General features: G+C 66.4%; 16 protein-coding genes. 5 read left to right on the top strand and 11 right to left on the bottom strand.

All coding sequences use genetic code 11. From position 1 onward, the window contains the following. Positions 1–12 precede the first annotated feature (12 nt). From AC1RNP_RS00335 to AC1RNP_RS00325, 3 genes are read left to right on the top strand one after another with little or no spacing between them, the layout of a single operon-like run. Positions 13–1,071 (top strand): SIS domain-containing protein, encoded by a 1,059-nt coding sequence (locus tag AC1RNP_RS00335; protein ID WP_493049777.1) that lies wholly within the window; start codon positions 13–15, stop codon positions 1,069–1,071. Further along, a complete protein-coding gene (gene nagA / locus AC1RNP_RS00330; protein ID WP_493049224.1) occupies positions 1,071–2,225 on the top strand; it encodes an N-acetylglucosamine-6-phosphate deacetylase in 1,155 nt (384 codons plus the stop codon). Before AC1RNP_RS00335 ends, nagA begins: the two co-directional genes overlap by 1 nt. A 5-nt stretch (positions 2,226–2,230) precedes the next feature. Continuing rightward, positions 2,231–3,319 carry an acyltransferase family protein gene (locus AC1RNP_RS00325; protein WP_493049223.1) on the top strand — a complete coding sequence of 363 codons (1,089 nt, stop codon included), beginning with the start codon at positions 2,231–2,233 and terminating at the stop codon, positions 3,317–3,319. 110 nt (positions 3,320–3,429) lie between these two features. On the opposite strand, the gene AC1RNP_RS00320 is transcribed toward AC1RNP_RS00325, so the two are convergent. From AC1RNP_RS00320 to AC1RNP_RS00300, 5 genes are all read right to left on the bottom strand, one after another. After that, positions 3,430–4,770 (bottom strand): S41 family peptidase, encoded by a 1,341-nt coding sequence (locus AC1RNP_RS00320; RefSeq protein ID WP_493049222.1) that lies wholly within the window; start codon positions 4,768–4,770, stop codon positions 3,430–3,432. Next, on the bottom strand, positions 4,767–5,258 hold the full coding sequence (locus AC1RNP_RS00315; protein WP_493049221.1) for a MarR family winged helix-turn-helix transcriptional regulator: 492 nt from the start codon (positions 5,256–5,258) through the stop codon (positions 4,767–4,769). Before AC1RNP_RS00315 ends, AC1RNP_RS00320 begins: the two co-directional genes overlap by 4 nt. Positions 5,259–5,333: 75 nt before the next feature. Then, a complete protein-coding gene (locus AC1RNP_RS00310) occupies positions 5,334–6,554 on the bottom strand; it encodes a multifunctional CCA addition/repair protein (RefSeq protein ID WP_493049220.1) in 1,221 nt (406 codons plus the stop codon). A gap of 13 nt (positions 6,555–6,567) precedes the next feature. Beyond that, the gene (locus AC1RNP_RS00305; protein WP_493049219.1) at positions 6,568–6,945 is read right to left on the bottom strand and encodes a PH domain-containing protein; all 378 of its coding nucleotides are present in this window, start codon (positions 6,943–6,945) and stop codon (positions 6,568–6,570) included. Between the two features lie 174 nt (positions 6,946–7,119). After that, a complete protein-coding gene (locus AC1RNP_RS00300) occupies positions 7,120–9,093 on the bottom strand; it encodes a lytic transglycosylase domain-containing protein (protein WP_493049218.1) in 1,974 nt (657 codons plus the stop codon). Between the two features lie 172 nt (positions 9,094–9,265). On the opposite strand from AC1RNP_RS00300, the gene AC1RNP_RS00295 reads away from it, so the two are divergent. Then, the gene (locus tag AC1RNP_RS00295) at positions 9,266–12,217 is read left to right on the top strand and encodes a TonB-dependent receptor plug domain-containing protein (protein WP_493049217.1); all 2,952 of its coding nucleotides are present in this window, start codon (positions 9,266–9,268) and stop codon (positions 12,215–12,217) included. Positions 12,218–12,388: 171 nt separating this feature from the next. On the opposite strand, the gene AC1RNP_RS00290 is transcribed toward AC1RNP_RS00295, so the two are convergent. From AC1RNP_RS00290 to AC1RNP_RS00275, 4 genes are all read right to left on the bottom strand, one after another. Next, positions 12,389–13,150: an endonuclease/exonuclease/phosphatase family protein gene (locus tag AC1RNP_RS00290; RefSeq protein ID WP_493049216.1), complete on the bottom strand. Its 762-nt coding sequence runs from the start codon at positions 13,148–13,150 to the stop codon at positions 12,389–12,391. A gap of 91 nt (positions 13,151–13,241) precedes the next feature. Then, on the bottom strand, positions 13,242–14,069 hold the full coding sequence (locus AC1RNP_RS00285) for a thiol:disulfide interchange protein DsbA/DsbL (RefSeq protein WP_493049215.1): 828 nt from the start codon (positions 14,067–14,069) through the stop codon (positions 13,242–13,244). Positions 14,070–14,136: 67 nt separating this feature from the next. Beyond that, on the bottom strand, positions 14,137–14,775 hold the full coding sequence (locus AC1RNP_RS00280) for a thiol:disulfide interchange protein DsbA/DsbL (protein ID WP_493049214.1): 639 nt from the start codon (positions 14,773–14,775) through the stop codon (positions 14,137–14,139). 159 nt (positions 14,776–14,934) lie between these two features. Next, positions 14,935–15,807, bottom strand: a complete 873-nt coding sequence (locus tag AC1RNP_RS00275; protein ID WP_493049213.1) for a c-type cytochrome — start codon at positions 15,805–15,807, stop codon at positions 14,935–14,937. A gap of 193 nt (positions 15,808–16,000) precedes the next feature. Between AC1RNP_RS00275 and yihA the strand changes: the two genes are divergently transcribed. Further along, positions 16,001–16,621, top strand: a complete 621-nt coding sequence (gene yihA / locus AC1RNP_RS00270; protein ID WP_493049212.1) for a ribosome biogenesis GTP-binding protein YihA/YsxC — start codon at positions 16,001–16,003, stop codon at positions 16,619–16,621. 10 nt (positions 16,622–16,631) lie between these two features. On the opposite strand, the gene AC1RNP_RS00265 is transcribed toward yihA, so the two are convergent. Both AC1RNP_RS00265 and AC1RNP_RS00260 read right to left on the bottom strand, forming a co-directional pair. Beyond that, complete coding sequence (locus AC1RNP_RS00265) at positions 16,632–17,327, bottom strand: VIT1/CCC1 transporter family protein (protein WP_493049211.1); 696 nt, start codon at positions 17,325–17,327, stop codon at positions 16,632–16,634. Positions 17,328–17,436: 109 nt separating this feature from the next. After that, complete coding sequence (locus tag AC1RNP_RS00260) at positions 17,437–17,883, bottom strand: hypothetical protein (protein WP_493049210.1); 447 nt, start codon at positions 17,881–17,883, stop codon at positions 17,437–17,439. Positions 17,884–17,905 lie beyond the last annotated feature (22 nt).

Genomic DNA, 17,905 nt, shown 5'->3' with positions numbered 1-17,905 from the left:
GCCAATGGGGTGATGGCCGATGGGTTGCCCGCTCCCGAGCAGACCTGGATGTTCCGCGAGGCGGCGGAATCCTGTGATGCGATCGCGCGCCAGTACATGCGCAACATCGATGTCGTGCGCGCCCTTGGCGAGGAGTTGCGGCAGTCGCCGCCGCCGTTCGTGGTGACCTGTGCGCGTGGCAGTTCCGATCATGCGGCCACTTACGCCAAGTATCTGTTCGAGACGCAGCTGGGCATCGTCACAGCCTCGGCCTCGCCTTCGGTGGGATCGGTGTACGCGGCGCGGCAGAGCGTGCGCGGAGCGCTGTATCTGGTGATCTCGCAGTCGGGCAAGAGTCCCGACCTGCTGCGCAATGCCGAAGCGGCTCGCGAAGGCGGTGCGCGCGTGGTGGCGCTGGTGAACGTCGAGGATTCGCCGCTGGCGCAACTGGCGGACGTGGTACTGCCGCTGCGCGCGCGCGAGGAGCGCAGCGTCGCCGCGACCAAGAGTTATCTGGCCTCGCTGGCGGCGATCCTGCAGCTGGCGGCCTACTGGAAACGTGATGCGGCACTGATCAATGCGCTCGATGCGTTGCCGGACGCCTTACGCGAAGCCTGGCGGATGGACTGGTCGCCGCTGATCGATGGCCTTGCGAATGCGCGCAACCTGTTTGTGCTCGGTCGTGGGCTGGGCTTGGCCGCGGCGCAGGAGGCGGCGCTGAAATTCAAGGAGACCTGCGGCCTGCACGCCGAGGCCTACAGTTCGGCGGAAGTGAAGCACGGGCCGATGGCGCTGGTCGGTCCGGGATTCCCGGTGCTGGCGTTCGCGCAGCCGGATGAAACCGGCGCGGGGATGCTGGCGCTGGCGGAGGAATTCCGTGCGCGCGGCGCGCCGGTCTGGGTGGCTTCCACGCGTGATGATCCTTCGGCGGGGCCCGGCGAGGCATTGCCGCTGCAACCGGCGCCGCATCCGGTGTGCGCGCCGCTGCTGACGATCCAGAGTTTCTACCGCGCCATCAATGCGCTGGCGCTGCGTCGCGGCCGCAATCCGGACATGCCGCCGCATTTGAACAAGGTGACGGAGACGGTGTGATGTCGGCTTTGGGCAAACTCGACGCGCTGGTGAATGGCCGCGTGCTGGCGGACGAGGAGATTCGCGACGGTCTGGCCGTGCTCGTCGAGGGCGGCCGCATCGTCGACGTCGTGCGCGAGGACGATGCGCGGTTGCGCGATGCCGAGCGTCATGATCTGCAAGGCGGCACGCTGCTGCCGGGCTTCATCGACGCGCAGGTCAATGGCGGCGGCGGCGTGCTGTTCAACAACGCGCCGGACGTCGACGCGATCCGCCGCATCGGCGCGGCGCATCGCCGCTTCGGCACGACCGGCTTCCTGCCGACGCTGATCAGCGACGATCTCGCCGTGATGCGGAAGGCGATCGACGCAACCCGCGAAGCGATCGCGCAAGGCGTGCCGGGTGTGCTCGGCATACATCTCGAAGGCCCGTACCTCGCGCCCGCGCGCAAGGGCACGCACGATGTCGGCAAGTTCCGCGTGCCGGATGCGGAAGAACTCGCTGCGGTGACCGCGCTCGACAACGGCATCACCCTGATCACGCTGGCGCCGGAACAGGTGCCGGTCGCCTCGATCCGCGCGCTGGTTGAACGCGGCGCGGTCGTGGCAGCGGGCCATACCGCCGGCAGCTACGACGACATCCGCGCCGGTCTCGCGGCCGGCGTGAGCGGCTTCACTCATCTCTACAACGCGATGTCGCCGCTGCAGGGCCGCGAGCCCGGCGCGGTGGGTGCGGCGATGGAGGATCGCGACAGCTGGTGCGGCGTGATCGTCGATGGTGTGCACGTGCATCCGGCCAGCCTGCGCGTGGCGCTGGCGGCGAAGCCGCGCGGGAAGATCTTCCTGGTCACCGATGCGATGCCGCCGGTAGGCGCGGATGATCCGAGTTACGAGCTCTACGGCGAGGTGATTACCGTGAAGGACGGCGTGGTACGCAATGCCGCCGGATCGCTGGCGGGATCGGCGCTCGACATGGCGACTGCGGTGCGCAACGCTGTCGGCATGCTTGGATTGCCGCTGGCGGAAGCGGCGCGCATGGCTTCGACGTATCCGGCGCAGTTCCTGGGGCTGGGTGAGACACACGGCCGCATCGCGGCGGACTATCACGCCGATCTGGTGCTGTTCGACGAGGGCATGCAGGTCGTTCGCACGTGGATTGACGGCGTCGCCGCCTGATCGGCATGGGCGCGAGCGAATCGGCTGCTGCGATTCCGCGTTTTTCCTCGGTCGATGCGCTGCGTGGCCTCACGGTTGCGGCGATGCTGCTGGTCAACAATCCGGGCGATTGGGATCACATCTATGCACCACTCGAACATGCGGAGTGGAATGGCTGCACGCCGACGGATCTGATCTTTCCGACGTTCCTGTTCGTGATGGGCGTGTCGATCACGCTCGGCATCGCGCCGCGCATGGAACGGGGAGTCGATCGAAGCCGGCTGCGGCGTGAGGTGCTCCTGCGCGCGGCACGCATCGTCGGGCTGGGTCTGCTGCTACATCTGATCGCATGGATCGTGCTCGATCGAGATTATTTCCGTCCGTGGGGTGTGCTGCAACGGATCGGCGTGTGCTTCGCCGCCGCCGGTTTGCTGGCGATCCAGGTGCGGGCTCGCACGCAATGGTTCGTACTAGTGGCCTTGCTGTTGGGTTATTGGGCTTTACTCGCGGCTGGCGGGTCGTATGCGCCGTGGACCAATCTCGCCAGTCGTGTCGATACCGCGTTACTGGGGCCGCTCAATTACAAATTCGATGCCGCCACCGGACGTGGTCACGATCCGGAGGGTTTGCTCAGCACTTTGCCTGCGATCGCCACCGCCTTGCTCGGCGTGCGTGCTGGCGCCTGGTTGCGAGAAGGCAACAGTAGATATCTTCTGATCGGCGGCTTGTTGTCGCTCGTGCTCGGTGGTGCATGGGCGCAGGTGTTTCCACTCAACAAGAATCTGTGGACCTCTTCCTACGTATTGTGGACGGGCGGATGGGCGATGCTCGCGCTCGCGGCCTGTTACGTGGTGATCGATCGCTTGGGTTGGCCGCCGCTCGGCCGTCGCTTCGGCGTCAACGCGATCGCGGCGTTCGCGGGTTCGGCGCTGATGGTCTACGTGTTGCTGGCGCCGGGCTGGTGGGAGCCGCTGTATCGCATCGGCTTCGCGCAGTGGATGACGCCGCGGTTTGGCCCTTATCTGCCGTCGCTGGCGTTCGCGCTGGCGTTCGTTGCGGTGTGGTGGGGGATCGTGTATTGGATGGATCGGCGTGGCTGGCGGTTGAAGATCTGAACGATGAAGATTGCAGGTCGTGGAAGATTAAAGATCGTCATTCCAGCTTCCGCTGGGATGACGACACTAACTACATTCCTTCGTTTAAATCGGTTGCCCGGATGCTTGTGTTATTGCCCGCGCGGGTAAACGCGCGGCGCAGGATCGTCATGCCAATGGAGTTCAAGCGTTTTCCCGTTGAGCTTCGCACGCATGACGTCGTTGCCTTCGATGGAGAACAGGCCATCCTGCGTCAACGGCGACAGGCGTGCCGTTGGCCGGTTGGGCCGCGCCAGCCAGAGTGCATCGTCACGATACGTGACCTCGATCGGTCCCGGCCCCATGTTCGGCTTGCCATAACGTCCTGCCAGAGCCGCGAGCGCCGAAGGCGCGATCGTGACCGGATGCAGTCGCGCCTCCACACCCGTCTTCGCCCAGGCGTATTCGGCACGCGCCTCGGGGGTTGCCTTGGCATCGCCAGACAATCGATCCAGCGCACGCACCTGTGCGATGTCGAGCGCCTGCGCGGAGGGTGTTTCCACATCGGGCGCCACGCCGACACCTTCCCAATTGCCGTGACTGACCGGATGTTCGGGTCGCCCGTATGACACGCTGAGGATGAAATCCGGCGCCACCGGCAGCAACTTGTTGTTGTTGGCCGCACCGACGGTCTTGACGCCGATCAACTCGCCCAGCTTGAACTGCTGCACATCGTAGGCGAAGGCTTCGCCCGCCGAAGCGGTGAAATTGTTGATCAGCACATAGAGCGGCTTGCCCTTCAACCGGCCCGCCGGGAGATATTCGAGTGTCCGCGATTGCACCGGTGGCTGGGAGCCTTCCAGGAATGTCATCTCCAGCGTGTCGCCGTCCATGAAATGGCTGACCAGATAGCGCACCGCCGCATGCGAGCCGCCACCGTTGTCGCGCAGATCGATGATGATCGCGTCGCCGTCCTTGAGGAAGCGCATCGCATCGTCGTAGGCCGCGCCGGTTTCGTCGTTCACCCATTCGAAACCGTTGATCTTCAGGCAACGGATGTTGCCGGGCAGGCGCTTCATTTCGGCCAGGCCATGGTGATTGCGAATCGCCTGCTTGCGCATGAAGGCATCTTCGCCGGCATCGCTTGCCGGTGCCGCCAGTGCCGCGGCATAGGCGGCCGGGTTGACGCGCAACGAGAGATGCTTGTCGTGCGCGACATCGCGCAGGTCTTCGGTGATGCGGTCGGCGAAGAGGAGCGGATCGTCCACGTCGTAACGGCCGGACTTCTGTTCGCGATCGAGCCGTTCGATGATCTTCGGCCGCATCTCCGGGAAGACGTAGCGCTCCCGGAATTCCGTCTTGATGGCGTCCAGCGCGGCGTTTCGCGTTTTCGGCGAGAGTGTCGGCGGTCCTGGCCTGGGAGGAGGGGCGGCGACCGCGGTCGCGCAGAGCAGGCCGAATGCGACGAGCAGGAAGGATACGTGCCGCTTCATCGGGAAGTGTCCTGGTCGGAGGATTGGGAATTCGCGATCGATGCGAGCCGGTCGCTGAAGGGTTGGCGTTCCAGTGCTTGGATTGCTTCACGCAGTAATGCCGAAAGCGGCATCGACAGTTCGCGATCGAGCGCTTCCGCCGCTGCGTTGGTGGCGGCCCACTGCCGTTTCAGTCGCGGCACGATCGCCTTCGCCGCGGGCGTGAGCGCGACGATGCGTTCGCGCGCATCGCCGCCGGGACGCAGCTTCACCAGTCCCTGTTTCGCCATCTGCGAAACGGTCTGGCTGACCGCCGAGTGGGTGATGCCGGCGTGCTGCGAAAGCGTCCGGATCGAAGCGGGGCCGAGTTCGAGCAATGCGCGGACGATCGGTGTGAAGCGCGGGCGATAGCCGGGGGCGACACGGGCGTAGGCGTCCTCGACGGCGCCGTCGAGGGTTTCGGTCAGGTGCCGGAGCAGGGTGCCGAGGGTGGCGGTGCGGAGGGTCATGGCGAATATATAACAGCGCTGTTATATATCGGCATATGCCATTGGATGGGGTGGGCGGTTTGGAGATCGCCCCGTTTAGCGCCGCGCGGCGGCGATCGCGGCGATGCGGGCTTTGCGCAGCGCTTCGCCGAGCGCGGGGCCGGTGAGGCCCGTGTCGGCAAGATCGGCGCCGCGCACCGACACGGCGGCGGCATGCAGGCGCCGCAATTCGGGGCCCTGCGGATAGTCGTGGTCGGCGAGTCCCGCGCGGCCGCGCTTGTCGGCTTCGCACACGAGCGCGAGACGGGGGATGCGCTCGGGCTTGCGAAAGGCATCGCAGCGGGCGAGTAGATCGTGCACGGTGGTGTTGCGCAGTTCGAGCAGGCGATGCACGTTGAGATGCTCGCGGCAGGCAAGCAGGGCGAGGTCGCGATGTTCGGCGGGGACGCGCAGCCGTTCGCTCAGGGCGCGCAGCGGCGCTTCACCGCGCTGCTCGTGCAGGAGGTGTTTCGGCAATTCCTCGGCGGGCGTCAACGCCTTGCCGAGATCGTGGGTGAGCGCGGCGAATCCGACGACATCATCGCCGGGCGCAAGCCTGGCGGCCATGTCGCAGACCAGTTCGATGTGGATGCCGGTGTCGACTTCGGGATGGTATTCGGCGCGCTGCGGCACGCCGTAGAGTGCGTCGACTTCGGGCAGCACGGCATGCAGCGCGTCGCAGTCGCGCAGCGTGCGCAAGAATGCAGACGGGTTCGCCATGCGCAGTGCGCGTGCGAGTTCCTGCCACACGCGTTCGGGTACGAGCGCGTCGAGTTCGCCGGACGCCGTCATCTCGCGCATCAGCGCCATGGTTTCCGGCGCGACGGTGAAACCGAGATCGGCTAGCCGCGCCATGAAGCGCGCGGCGCGCAGCACACGCAGCGGATCCTCGACGAAGGCCGGTCCGACGTGGCGCAGCACGCGCGCCTCGATGTCGCGGGCACCGCCGTAAGGATCGATCAGCGCGCCGTCCGGCATCTGCGCGATGGCGTTGATGGTGAAGTCGCGGCGTTGCAGGTCTTCTTCGAGCGTCACCGATGGATCGCTGTCGACGACGAAGCCGCGATATCCGCGTCCGGATTTGCGCTCGGTACGCGCGAGGGCGTATTCCTCGCCGGTCTTCGGATGCAGGAACACGGGAAAGTCGCGTCCGACCGGCTTGAAACCGGCATCGAGCATCGCCTGCGGTGTTTCGCCGACGACCACGTAGTCGTTGTCGCCCGCGGGCTGGCCGAGCAGTTTGTCGCGGACGGCGCCGCCGACGAGATAGGCCTTCATGGACGGCGCGGCGTCACTTCGAGGTGTTCTGCGCCAGGATCGCGACGATGTCGGTGGCGCCGGCGTTGCGGCCCAGGTGCAGATCGAGCGGCGTGGCCTGGCCGGAGATCCAGATGCGCAGGTCGGCTTCCAGGTCGAAGTGTCCCGCGGTCTCCAGCGAATACATGACGATGGCGCGGTAAGGCACGCTGCGGTATTCGACCTTCCTCGCGGTCACGCCCTGCTTGTTGACCAGGATCATGCGGCGATCGGTGAAGACGATCAGGTCGCGGATCAGCCCGAAGGCGCGTTGCAGGGTTTCGCCCGGGGCGAGCAGCGGCGCGAATTCCTCGCGCAGGTCGTCGATCGATTTTTCGCCGGCGTGGCCGAGCAGGGTGTCGATGAGGCCCATGGGTGGCTCCAGTCAGGCGTGGAGGGCATTGTAGGCAAGGAAAGGGTCGCCTCGCTGACCTCGTGTAACCAACCGTCATCCCAGCGAAAGCTGGGACCCATGTTGCTTTTGCCGTACCCGCAGGAAAATCAAAATGGGTCCCAGCTTTCGCTGGGATGACGATAGTAAGAGGAATCAGCCGGCCGTCTGCTTGGCAGCCGTGCAGACGAATTTCTTGCGCTTGTCGGGGGCTTGTCCGCGCAGACGCTGCGAGAGTGGCACGGCGTCACCATTCATGCGCCAGTCGTAGAGCACGCTGAAGGCGAGCACCCGCGCGACGTATTCGCGGGTTTCTTTGTAGCTGATCGTTTCGATCCAGAAATCTGGATCCATGCCCGGCCGCTGCGACTGCCAGCGCGCCACCGGCGCGGGGCCGGCGTTGTAGGCGGCGATGGCGTAATAAGGCTGGCCGTATTTGTCGAGCATCTGGCGCAGGTAGGCGCTGCCGATGGCGATGTTGGTGTCGGAGTCGTACAGGCTGTTCGCGCCCGCGTAGGGAATGCCGAGGCGCTTGGCGACGCCGGCACCGGTGCCGGGCAGCACCTGCATCAGTCCCATTGCGTTGGCGGGAGAACGCGCTCTGGGGTTGAAGATGCTCTCGGCGCGGATTTCCGCGGCGACCCAGGCCGGATCGAGCGCGTTCTTCGCCGATTCGCGGCGGATGGTGTCGCCGTGATGCAGCGGGAAGCGCAGCGTGTACAGGCGCGATTCGTCCGGATAGTTCTTGCCGCCGACATTGACCAGGCCGAACACGCCGCGATCGAACCAACCGTTGTCCTGCGCCACTTCCACGGCGAGGCGGCGCTGGGTGTCGTCGAAGCGCGACAGGGCATCGTTCCATTCGCGTTGCGCCCAGCTGGCGCGGTCGATGCGGTTCAGGGCGACTGCGCGGATCAGCGCGGGATCGCGCGCGACCGTGGCCTTGGCGCTTTCGCTGTCGTTGGGGTCCCACGGGCACAGCGTGTAGGGCAGGTTGAGCCGGTCGGCGGCCAGGAAGCCGTGGAAATCCGTTTTCGTCGCGGCGACGCGGTAGAACGGCTCCGCGGCGGCCTTGTTGCCGGTGAGTTCGGACAGGCGCGCGGCGAAGTAGCTCCAGCGCGAATCGCTGCGCTGCTTCTCGCCCATCTTCTTGATGGCGGCGAGCGCGGCGGGCCAGTCGGAACGCGTCATCGCCTCGCGCACGCGCCATTCGTGCAGGCGCTCGTCATAGGCGGCGTCCGGCACGGCGTTGAGGCGGCGCGCGGCGTCGGGTTCGTAGGAGGCCACCGTCCACAGCGCGGCCTGGTACAGCACGCGATTGCGCTCGGCATCGTTGAAGCCGAGCGCCTGGGCGAAGCGCGGCAGCGCCATTTCGGCGGCGACCGGCGTGGATTTCGCCAGCCGCGCCAGGCCCTGCGAGGCCATCAGTCGGCTGCGCGGGGTCTTGGGCCAGGTCAGCGCGCGATCGTTGACCGCCTCGAAGAACGCGGCGTAATCGTTGGCGAGCGCGAACTCCTCGGCGGGCAGGCCGCGCGCGGCGGCGCGGATCACCGACGGTTGCCATTCCTCGGCGGCCTTGTCGATGCGCTCCCAGCGCAGCGAGGCGGGCAGTCCGCCTTTGGCGGCGAGGATGCTGAGTGGCGCATCGCAGCTGTCGGGAAGCGACTTCCCACTGTTGCTCCAGAGCGCCTGCGCGTCCTTCACCCATTGCGCGTCGGCGCGGCCGGTGGCCTGGCGGGCGTCGAGTTCGGCGCATTGCAGCTTCACATCCTTGATGCCGGGCTTCCATGCGGCGAGGAACGCCGGCCAATCGTTACGACGCGCGGCCACCACCAGCCAGGCTTCGCGGAACGTTTCGGCCACCGCCTGACCCTGGTAGCGCTTCAGGAAGGCCTGCGCCTGCGTGCTCGGCAGCGTGTCGATGTTGCGGCGCAACCCGGCGTATTCGAGCCAGCCGAACAGCGGATCGCGCGCGAATTGCGCGCTGTCGACCGGCTGCCCGCGCTCGCTGGCCTCGATGGCGGCGCGGATGGCGGCGTCGGACGAGGTGGTCTGGGCCTGTGCGAGGCAAGTGAACGCGACGCAGGCGAAGGCGGCCGCGATGAGCGGAACGAGTCGTGATTTCGGCATCGGCGGACTATAGCCGAAGGGAGGTGAACCGGATTTTTCGCACATTTTTGACGCACGTCTTGGTCACAACGGGTGCTTTCGGCCTTGTATGTGCCGGTCGACTTGTTTACAAAGTCGTAACGTCGTGGGAACAGGGGCGCGACGTCCAGACCAAAAATCCGGGAGAGAACCGATGAAGTCGTTGTCCCGCCACCGGCTGGCTGCTGCAGTCCAGCTGTCGCTGCTGTGCCTCGTTCCGATGAGTGTGCTGCCCGCCCTGGCCCAAGCCCAGGAGGCGCAGCCTCAGCAGACCCAGGCCGACGAGGCCAAGACCCTCGATACCGTCACCGTGACGGGATCGCGCATCAAGAAAGCGGAACTCGAGACCTCGGTCCCGGTGCAGGTGCTGAGCCGCGAGGACATCGACCGGAGCGGATTCACCTCCGTCGCCGACATCGTGCAGAACCTCACCGCCAGCGGCGCGGGCCTCAACACCAAGTTCAATTCGAGCGGCAACTTCGGCTTCCCGCCGGACGGCGGCGGCGTCGGTGCCGGCGCGGCCACGGTGGACCTGCGCCATCTCGGCGCCAAGCGCGTGCTGGTGCTGGTGGACGGCATCCGCTGGGTCAACGAATCCTCCGCCTCGGGCGTGGGCGCCTCGGTCGACCTCAACACGATTCCGCTGAACATCATCGAGCGTATCGAGGTGCTGGAAGACGGCGCCTCGTCGATCTACGGCTCAGACGCGATCGCCGGCGTGGTGAACATCATCACCAAGCGCAATGTCGAGGGCGCGACCGTCGAGGTGCACTACGGCCAGAACGGCAAGCTCGATGGCGGCGAGACCTACGGCGCCGACATCAGCTGGGGCGGCACCACCGAGCGTGCGCAGTGGTTCATCGCCGGGTCGTACTACAAGCAGAAGGAAATCTCGTCGTCGGAATACTGGGCGGCGCGCGAGCCGGTGCCGGGCACCGGTTTGGCCAACGGAAGTTCGGCAACGCCGAACGGGCGCTTCATTTTCGCGCCGGCGGACGGAAACAACACCTATGGTGGCCTGTGTCCCCTTGCCGAGGACGCGGCGGGGAATCCTATTCCCGGCACCGCATCCTGCAATATCACAACGCCCAACGGCAGCAGTTTCTCGCCGACACCTGGTTTTCCCAGCGATTTCATCGGATTCAGCACGGCAAATCGTTTCAACTTCGCGCCCTACAACCTGCTGCTGACGCCCTCCGAGCGCAAGTCGATCTTCGGTCAGGTGCGCTTCGAGTTCACGCCGAGCTTCAGCGGCTACGCCAAGGCGCTGTACAACGAGCGCGAATCGGCCAACCAGGCCGCGCCGGAGCCGATCTTCCTCGGCACCGACGCCGGCGTGTACAACAAGTGGGCCGAGAGCCTGCTGGTCATTCCCGCCAATCAGCCCTACAACCCGTTCGGCTTCGACCTCACCACGATGGGGAGCAGTCCGAACTTGTTCCTGATCGGCCGTCGTCCGGTTGAGGGCGGCCCGCGTCGCTACGAGCAGAAGGTCAAGACCTGGTACGTCAACGCGGGCCTGGAAGGCACGTTCAACGTCGGTGACCGGCCGTGGAGCTGGGACGTCAACTTCGTGCGCAGCGAAAGCAAGGCCGACCAGACCAACTACGGCAGCTACAACCTGCGCAAGATCAACCTCGCCCTCGGCGATCCGGCCGTCTGCGCGGCGACGCCGGGCTGCGTGCCGCTGAACATCTTCGGTGGCCCAGGCACGATCACGCAGGACATGTTGAACTGGATCCAGCCGGTCGTGCGCGACGAGAGCGAGAACAAGCTGACCCTCGCCTCGGCCAACATCACCGGCGATCTGTTCGAGATGTGGGCCGGTCCGCTGTCGTTCGCGGCCGGTTACGAATACCGCAAGTACGAAGGCAGCTACACGCCCGATCCGATCACGGTCGCGGGTGAGTACAACGGCGTGCCGTCGGGTCCGACTTCCGGCGAATACGACGTCAACGAAGCCTATCTCGAACTCAGCGTGCCGCTGATGAAGGATTCGGGCTTCGGCAAGAGCCTCGATCTCAGCCTCGCCGGCCGCTACTCGAAGTACTCCACCTTCGGCAGCAAGAACACCGGCAAGGTCGGCCTGCGCTGGCAGGTGGCCGACGAGTTCCTAATCCGTACGTCGTGGGCGCAAGGCTTCCGCGCTCCCACCATTGGCGAGCTATACGGCACCTTGAGCCGCTTCGACGCGACGCTGCAGGATCCCTGCTCGGGCCTGGCCACGGTCACGCCCGAGTGCGTCGCCAACGGCGTGCCGCAGGGTTACGAGCAGACCAACTCGCAGATCTCGGTGGTCACCTCGGGCAATCGCGAGCTGAAGCCGGAAAGCAGCCGCAGCTTCATGCTCGGCGCGGTGTGGAGCCCGTCGTTTGCCGACAACGCATCGTGGTCCGACAAGCTCGATCTCGGCGTGACGTTCTACAAGCACGAGATCACCGACGCGATCCAGGCGCCGGACGCGCAGGCGATCCTCGACCGCTGCATCTCGAACGTCGATCCGGCTGCGTGCGCGTCGTACAGCCGCAGCTCGACCGGCCAGATCATCCGGTTCGACGACATCCTCGACAACCTCGGCACGATCAAGACCGACGGCTGGGATTTCACCGCCGCCTGGACGCTGCCCGAGCAGAATTGGGGCCGCCTGCGCTTCGACTGGAAGAACACATGGGTGACCCGCTACGAGCTGGTCAACGAAACCGGACAGCTGGAGCCGCGTCAGCCCGGCATCGAAGTGAACAACAGCGCGATTCCGGAGTGGACCTCGACGCTGGTGACGGACTGGAGCCTCGGTCCGTGGAGCGTGGCCTGGTCGATGCGCTTCATCGACGGTGTGGACGAATCCTGCGGCGGCGCCAACGGCTTTGCCATCTGCGACGACAGTGGCAACGACATCAACCACCTCGGCGCGGTCACCTATCACGATCTGCAGGTGTCCTGGGAAACCCCGGCCGTCGCCAAGGGCCTGAAACTCACCGCCGGCGTCAACAACGTGGGTGGCAAGGATCCGCCGACCTGCCTGAGTTGCTCGCTCAACGGCTACGACGCTTCGACCTACGATCTGCCGGGCCGTTTCTGGTACGCGCGGGCGAAGTTCGAGTTCTGAGTTCGTTGTCTCAGGTGTGATGAACGAAGCCGGCCTCGCGCCGGCTTCGCTTTTTCAGGGTCTTGTAAGCGTGATCGGAATGCATGTGACGCTCGTTATTCCCGCTTTCACGGGAATGACGAGCAAAAAGCACTCTCTGGGAGTGGGAGCGCGCGCGAAAACCGCGCCAGCTCAGCGCTGCAACGCGACGTCGGGAATCTCCAGCTCCACCGACAGCGCCAGATGATCCGAATACGCCGCCGGCAGCGCGCGCATATCGCGTGCGCCGAGGTCGCCGGTGACCAGGATGTGGTCGATGGCGCGTTGCGGACGCCAGCTCGGGAAAGTCGGCACCAGCGACACCGAAGGCTGCAAACGCGTGAGCCGGTACAGCACGCCCATCTCGGGGCGTTCGGCGGTGCAGTTGAAGTCGCCCATCAGCACCGCGTGCGGATGATCGCTGATGAGTTCGGCGATGTAGGCCAGCTGCGCGCGCCGCGATTGCGCGCCTAGCGAAAGGTGCGCGACCGCGACCAGCAGGCCTTCCTCGCCCTCGCCGAAGCGCGAGAGCAGCACGCCGCGTCCGCGCACGCGGCCGGGCAGGGGGTAGTCGGTCACTTCCAGCGGTTCGAGCTTGCTGAGCAGGGCGTTGGCGCTGGAGGCGACGTTGCCGATGCGACGATTGGGCTGGTGGCTCCAGTAGTCGAAGCCGCCGCGCTCGGCGAGATAGTGGGTCTGGTTGGTGAAGCCGGAGCGCCAGCTGCCAGGATCGCTTTCCTGCAGGCCGACGATGTCGTATTCGCTGGCGAGCTTGGCGATGGCGTCGAGCGAACCGCGCTTGTTGCCGGCCGGCAGCACGTGCGACCAGCTGCGCACGGCGTAATCGCTGTAACTACGCGTGCTGGAGCCGGCCTGGATGTTGGCGCTGAGGAATTTGAGGCGTTGTGTCGCCATTCGGGCGAATTATCCCTGCCCGTCAGTCCCACGGAGAAGTGGGATCGACGAGCGGTGGGAATCGCACATGGCGGCTTTCAGCGGCAAGCGATTACTTGCTGCCCGACGCGCGCTCCTGCGCGATCAGCTGATCGGCGATGCGCAGCTGGTCGTCGCGCGAGGTGCCCTTCACCAGGTACTTGCCGTTGACGATCAGCGACGGCGTGCCCTGGATCTGGCTGCGCAGCGCGAACTGCTTGGCCTTGCTGGTCTTGCCGGCGATGGTGAAGCTGTTCATCGTGCTGATGAAGGTTTCGGCGTTGACGCCGTACTTGGCGTAGAACTTGGCGATGTCCTCGACCGAGTCGCGGCCGCGCTCGCCCTTGAGCGTCTGTTCCATGTGGATGGCGCGGTACAGGTCGTCGTGGCTCTTCTCTTCGATGCCGAGCGCCTGGGCGGTGTAGAAGGCCTTGGCGTAGTCGTCCCACATGCTGCCGAACAGCGCCGGCACGTAGGTGAAGCGCACGTCGGCCGGCAGCTTGGCCTTCCAGGCGGCCAGCTGCGGCTGGAAGCTGGCGCAGGCGGGGCAGACGAAGCCGAACACCTCGACCACTTCGATCTTGCCGTTGAGCGGATCGAAGGGCTGGCCGTTCTTGATCTCGTCGTAATCCTGGCCCGGCACGAGCGCGGCGCCGCTGTTGGCGGCCGATGCCGACGCGGCGGGCGGCGGGGTGGCTTCGGCCGGCTGCGCGTCGGCTGCGGGCGTGGTGGCGGCATCCGCGGCGGGCGCGGCCGGGGCTGGTTCTGCTGCGGGCGTGGTCGCGGCGGGCGTTTCGCTCGTGGCCGGCGTCGCGGTGTCGGCGGGCGCGGCATTGTCCTGGCGCGTGCAGGCCATCAGCGGCAGCAGGGACAGGGAGAGGAGGGCGAGGCGCAGGTTCATCGGATAACTCTCTCGTGGTGTTCGAATCGTGGGCGCGGCGGATCGTGCGGTCAGGGGGCGATCAGGGTTACTTGCCGGCCGCGGCGCGTTCTTTCGCGATCAGGTAATCGGCGACCTTCAGTGTATCGTCCGGGGACTTGCCGTCCACGCGGTACTTGCCGTTGATGATCAGCGACGGCGTGCCCTGCAGGTTGACGCTCAGCAGGAACGTGCGCGCCTTCTCCATTTTCGCATCGACGGCCGGGCTGGCCATCGCGGCCTTGAGCTTGGCCGCGTCCACGCCTTGCTGGCTGTAGAAGGTGGCCAGTTCGTCGACGCTGGGACGGCTCTTCGGCACGGTGCCGCTGTCGTGTACGGCGTGGAACAGCGCGGCATGCGTCTTGCGCAGCACGCCGAGCTGTTCGGCGGCGAAGAACGCGCGCGAGAAATTGTCTTCCGATTCGAAGGCGGCCGAGAGGTAGCTGAATTTCACGTCCTTGGGCAGCTTGGCCTGCCAGGTCTGCACGTGCGGTTCGAATTCGGCGCAGTGCGGGCACCAGTAGGCGAAGACTTCCACGACTTCGATCTTGCCCTTCTGCGGCTGCCAGGGCTGGGCGTTGATGACGGTGTAATCCTCGCCCTCGACCGGCGCCGCGGAAGAGGCGGATTGCGCGCAGGCCACGAGGGGCAGCAGCAGGAGCAGGAGGGTGGCGAGGCGACGGATCATGGCGGGCCTGAAGTCAGTGGTCATGGTCGAGAAGGTTAAGGATGCCATCCGTTGGCGGCATGGCTGGCTTCGGGAGGCAAAAAAATGCCGGTACAGAGCACTGTACCGGCGTCTGATTCAAGGGCTGTAGGGGGTTCGACAACGCCGATCCCCGGAAGTTCATCCGCCCTGGGCGGGCGCCTGCGCGGGCGGAGTGGCGGGCGCGGGCGCCGCGGCGGCAGGCGCGGGAGTGCTCGGCGCGGCCTCGGCCATTGCCGCCTGGGTTTCGGCGTCCGGGCGCTCGTGCAGGCCCTGCAGGTAGCTGCCCAGCGACTTGATTTCCTCGTCGGTCAGCGACTTGGCCACGGTGGCCATGATGTTGAACAGGTGCGCATCGCGCTCGGTGGTGGTGCCGGCGCGGTATTCCTGCAGGCGGCGCTCGACATAGGCCGCTTGCTGGCCGCCGACGTGCGGATAGGCCGGGCCCGGATTGCCGGCGCCGGCGGGGCCGTGGCAGGCCATGCAGGCGGGGATGCCGCGGCTCTTGTCGCCGGCGCGGAACAGCTGCTGGCCGACTTCGTAGAACTTCTTGTCCTTGTTCGGGCCGTCCTTGATGACGGTGTCGTCGGCGATGCCGGCGCCCGCCTTCTGCGTGGCGAAATAAGCGCCGATGTCGCGCATGTCCTGCGCGCTGAGCGAGGAGGCGAAGGGCACCATCACCGCAGCCATGCCGGTGTTGCGTTCGCCGCTCTTGAACAGGGCCAGCTGGCGGGACACGTAGCGCTCGCTCTGACCGGCGATGCGCGGGTATTGCGGATCGGCCGGATTGCCGTCGGCGCCATGGCAGGCGGCGCAGGCGGCGGCCTTGGTGGCGCCTGCCTTCGGGTCGCCCCAGTTCGCCTTGTCCAGCTCGGACACCGCCGAAGCGTCCAGCGGCGCGGTCTGCACCGGGGCGTTTTCCGGCAACGGCGTCACCGTGGTCTGGGCGAAAGCGGCTGCCGCCACCGCGAAAGCGGCGAGGCCGGCGATACCGTAGGCGCGAGCGTGGCGCATCAGCTGGGCTCCGAAAGGCTTGGGTCGTGCTTCATATTGTTCGCGAACCCCCGGGCCCGCGTGACGACACGGGCGCTGATCGCGCCCGCTCGAACGCGGAATTATCGTCGCGGGCCGTTGGCGCGGTCAAACCGAAGCCGCCGCCGAGAGGCCATGGGCCAGACGCGACCCTCGATCATGCGATCCTTACCTCATGGCATCACCCAACCCACTCGCTCGCGCCCGCTATCTCCTCGCGGCCCACACGCACAAGCAGCTGCCGCCCGATGGCGGCTGGGAGGTCGCTTTCGCCGGCCGCTCCAATGCCGGCAAGTCCAGCGCCTTGAACGCCATGTGCCAGCAGAACGCGCTGGCCCGCGTCTCCAAGACGCCCGGGCGCACTCAGCAATTGGTCTACTTCGAAGTGCCCCCGCACGAACAGCACTACCTCGTCGACCTGCCCGGCTACGGCTACGCCAAGGTGCCGCAGGAACTGCAGGCGCACTGGCAGGCCTTCCTCGACGGCTACTTCGGCAGCCGCGACGCGCTCAAGGGCCTGGTGGTGGTGATGGACATCCGCCACCCGCTGAAGGACTACGACCGCCAGATGCTCGGCTACGCCGTCGAGCGCGGACTGCCCGCGCACGTGCTGCTGACCAAGGCCGACAAGCTCTCGCGCGGCGCGGCGGGGAACACGCTGCAGGCGGTGCGGCGCGAACTGGCATCGGCGTTCGGCGACAGCGTCAGCGTGCAGACGTTCTCATCCTCGTCCAAGCAGGGCGTGGACGAGGCGCGGGGCGTGGTGTCGTCCTGGCTCGGGTTGCGCGAAGGCTGAGCGCGCCGCTTCACACCCGCACGTCGAACAGGCGGCCCACCGCCGAGGCGGCCGCCATCGCCAGCGCACCCCAGAACGCCACGCGCAAACCGCCACGCAGCATCGGCGCGCCACCGATCCAAGCGGCCAGGGCGCCGGAGCCGAACAGCCCCAGCACGGTGACGGCGGTGACAATCCTGCCCGTCCATGCCTCCGGCGCGAGCAGCACCGCCGCGATCGGTAGCAAGGCGCCACAGGCGAACGCGAAGGCGGACGCCATCGCCGCCTGCAATGGCTTGGCGCGCAGCGGTTCGGTGATGCCGAGTTCGTCGCGCGCGTGGGCCTGCAGCACGTCGTGCGCGCTCAGCTGACGCGCTACCTCCGACGCCAGTTCCGGCGTCAGGCCGCGCTTGACGTAGATGTTGGTCAGTTCCGCCAGCTCGCCCTTGGGGTCCTCGCGCAGCTCGCGTTTCTCGATGCGCAGGTCGGCCTGTTCGGTATCCGCCTGCGATTGCACCGAGACATATTCACCGGCGGCCATCGACATCGCGCCGGCCACCAGTCCGGCGATGCCGGTGGCCAGCAGCGCCGTCTGGCCGACGCCGCTGGCGGCCACGCCGACGACCAGGCCTGCGACCGAGACGATGCCGTCGTTGGCGCCGAGCACGGCGGCGCGCAGCCAGCCGCTGCGCTGGATCAGGTGGCGTTCGCGGTGACGTCCGGCCATCTCGGTCCTGCGGTCGAGGAAGATGGCGCGATCATGCCATCAGTGTGAGGACAACGCGCTGCTGCGGAGTCCAAATGGTTCCAGGCGATTGATTTCCGCCGGGCGAGGTCTAATCGCCCGAGCTGGAGTTCGGTGCCTCGGGGGCTTGTCGAGGCGAGAAGCGATCGCTGACGACGGGCGCCCAGTACGCCAGCGCGAGGATCACGCCCCAGAGGATGCTGGAGGTCTCGAACAGGGCCTGTTCCGCGGCCGACGACAGCGCAGCTCCGGAAAAGGGGATGAGGGCAATGCTGATGATCGTCGTCACGAGCGCCAGTGCGCGCGCCCACGACTTGAAGAAGAACATGCCGACGTAACTGGCGAGCATGCCGATCAGCAGGACGGCGACGATGCCCAGGAACACCCAGAAATGGTCCATCCAGGCCGGTGCGGGTTCGTTCGCGTAGGCGGTCGTCAGCTCTTGCGAGTATCCGCCGGGAAGGAAGGAGACGGCGATGCTGGCGATGAAGAGAACGCAATACACGGCCAGCAATAGGCGGAATCTATCTGCGGTCATGATGGCTTCCTGCGTTGGGGTT

Source organism: Luteimonas sp. GW821-FHT14E02 (genome assembly GCF_058803905.1).
Note: the sequence above shows the minus strand (reverse complement) of the source record. Positions and strands in the feature narration are given on the sequence as shown.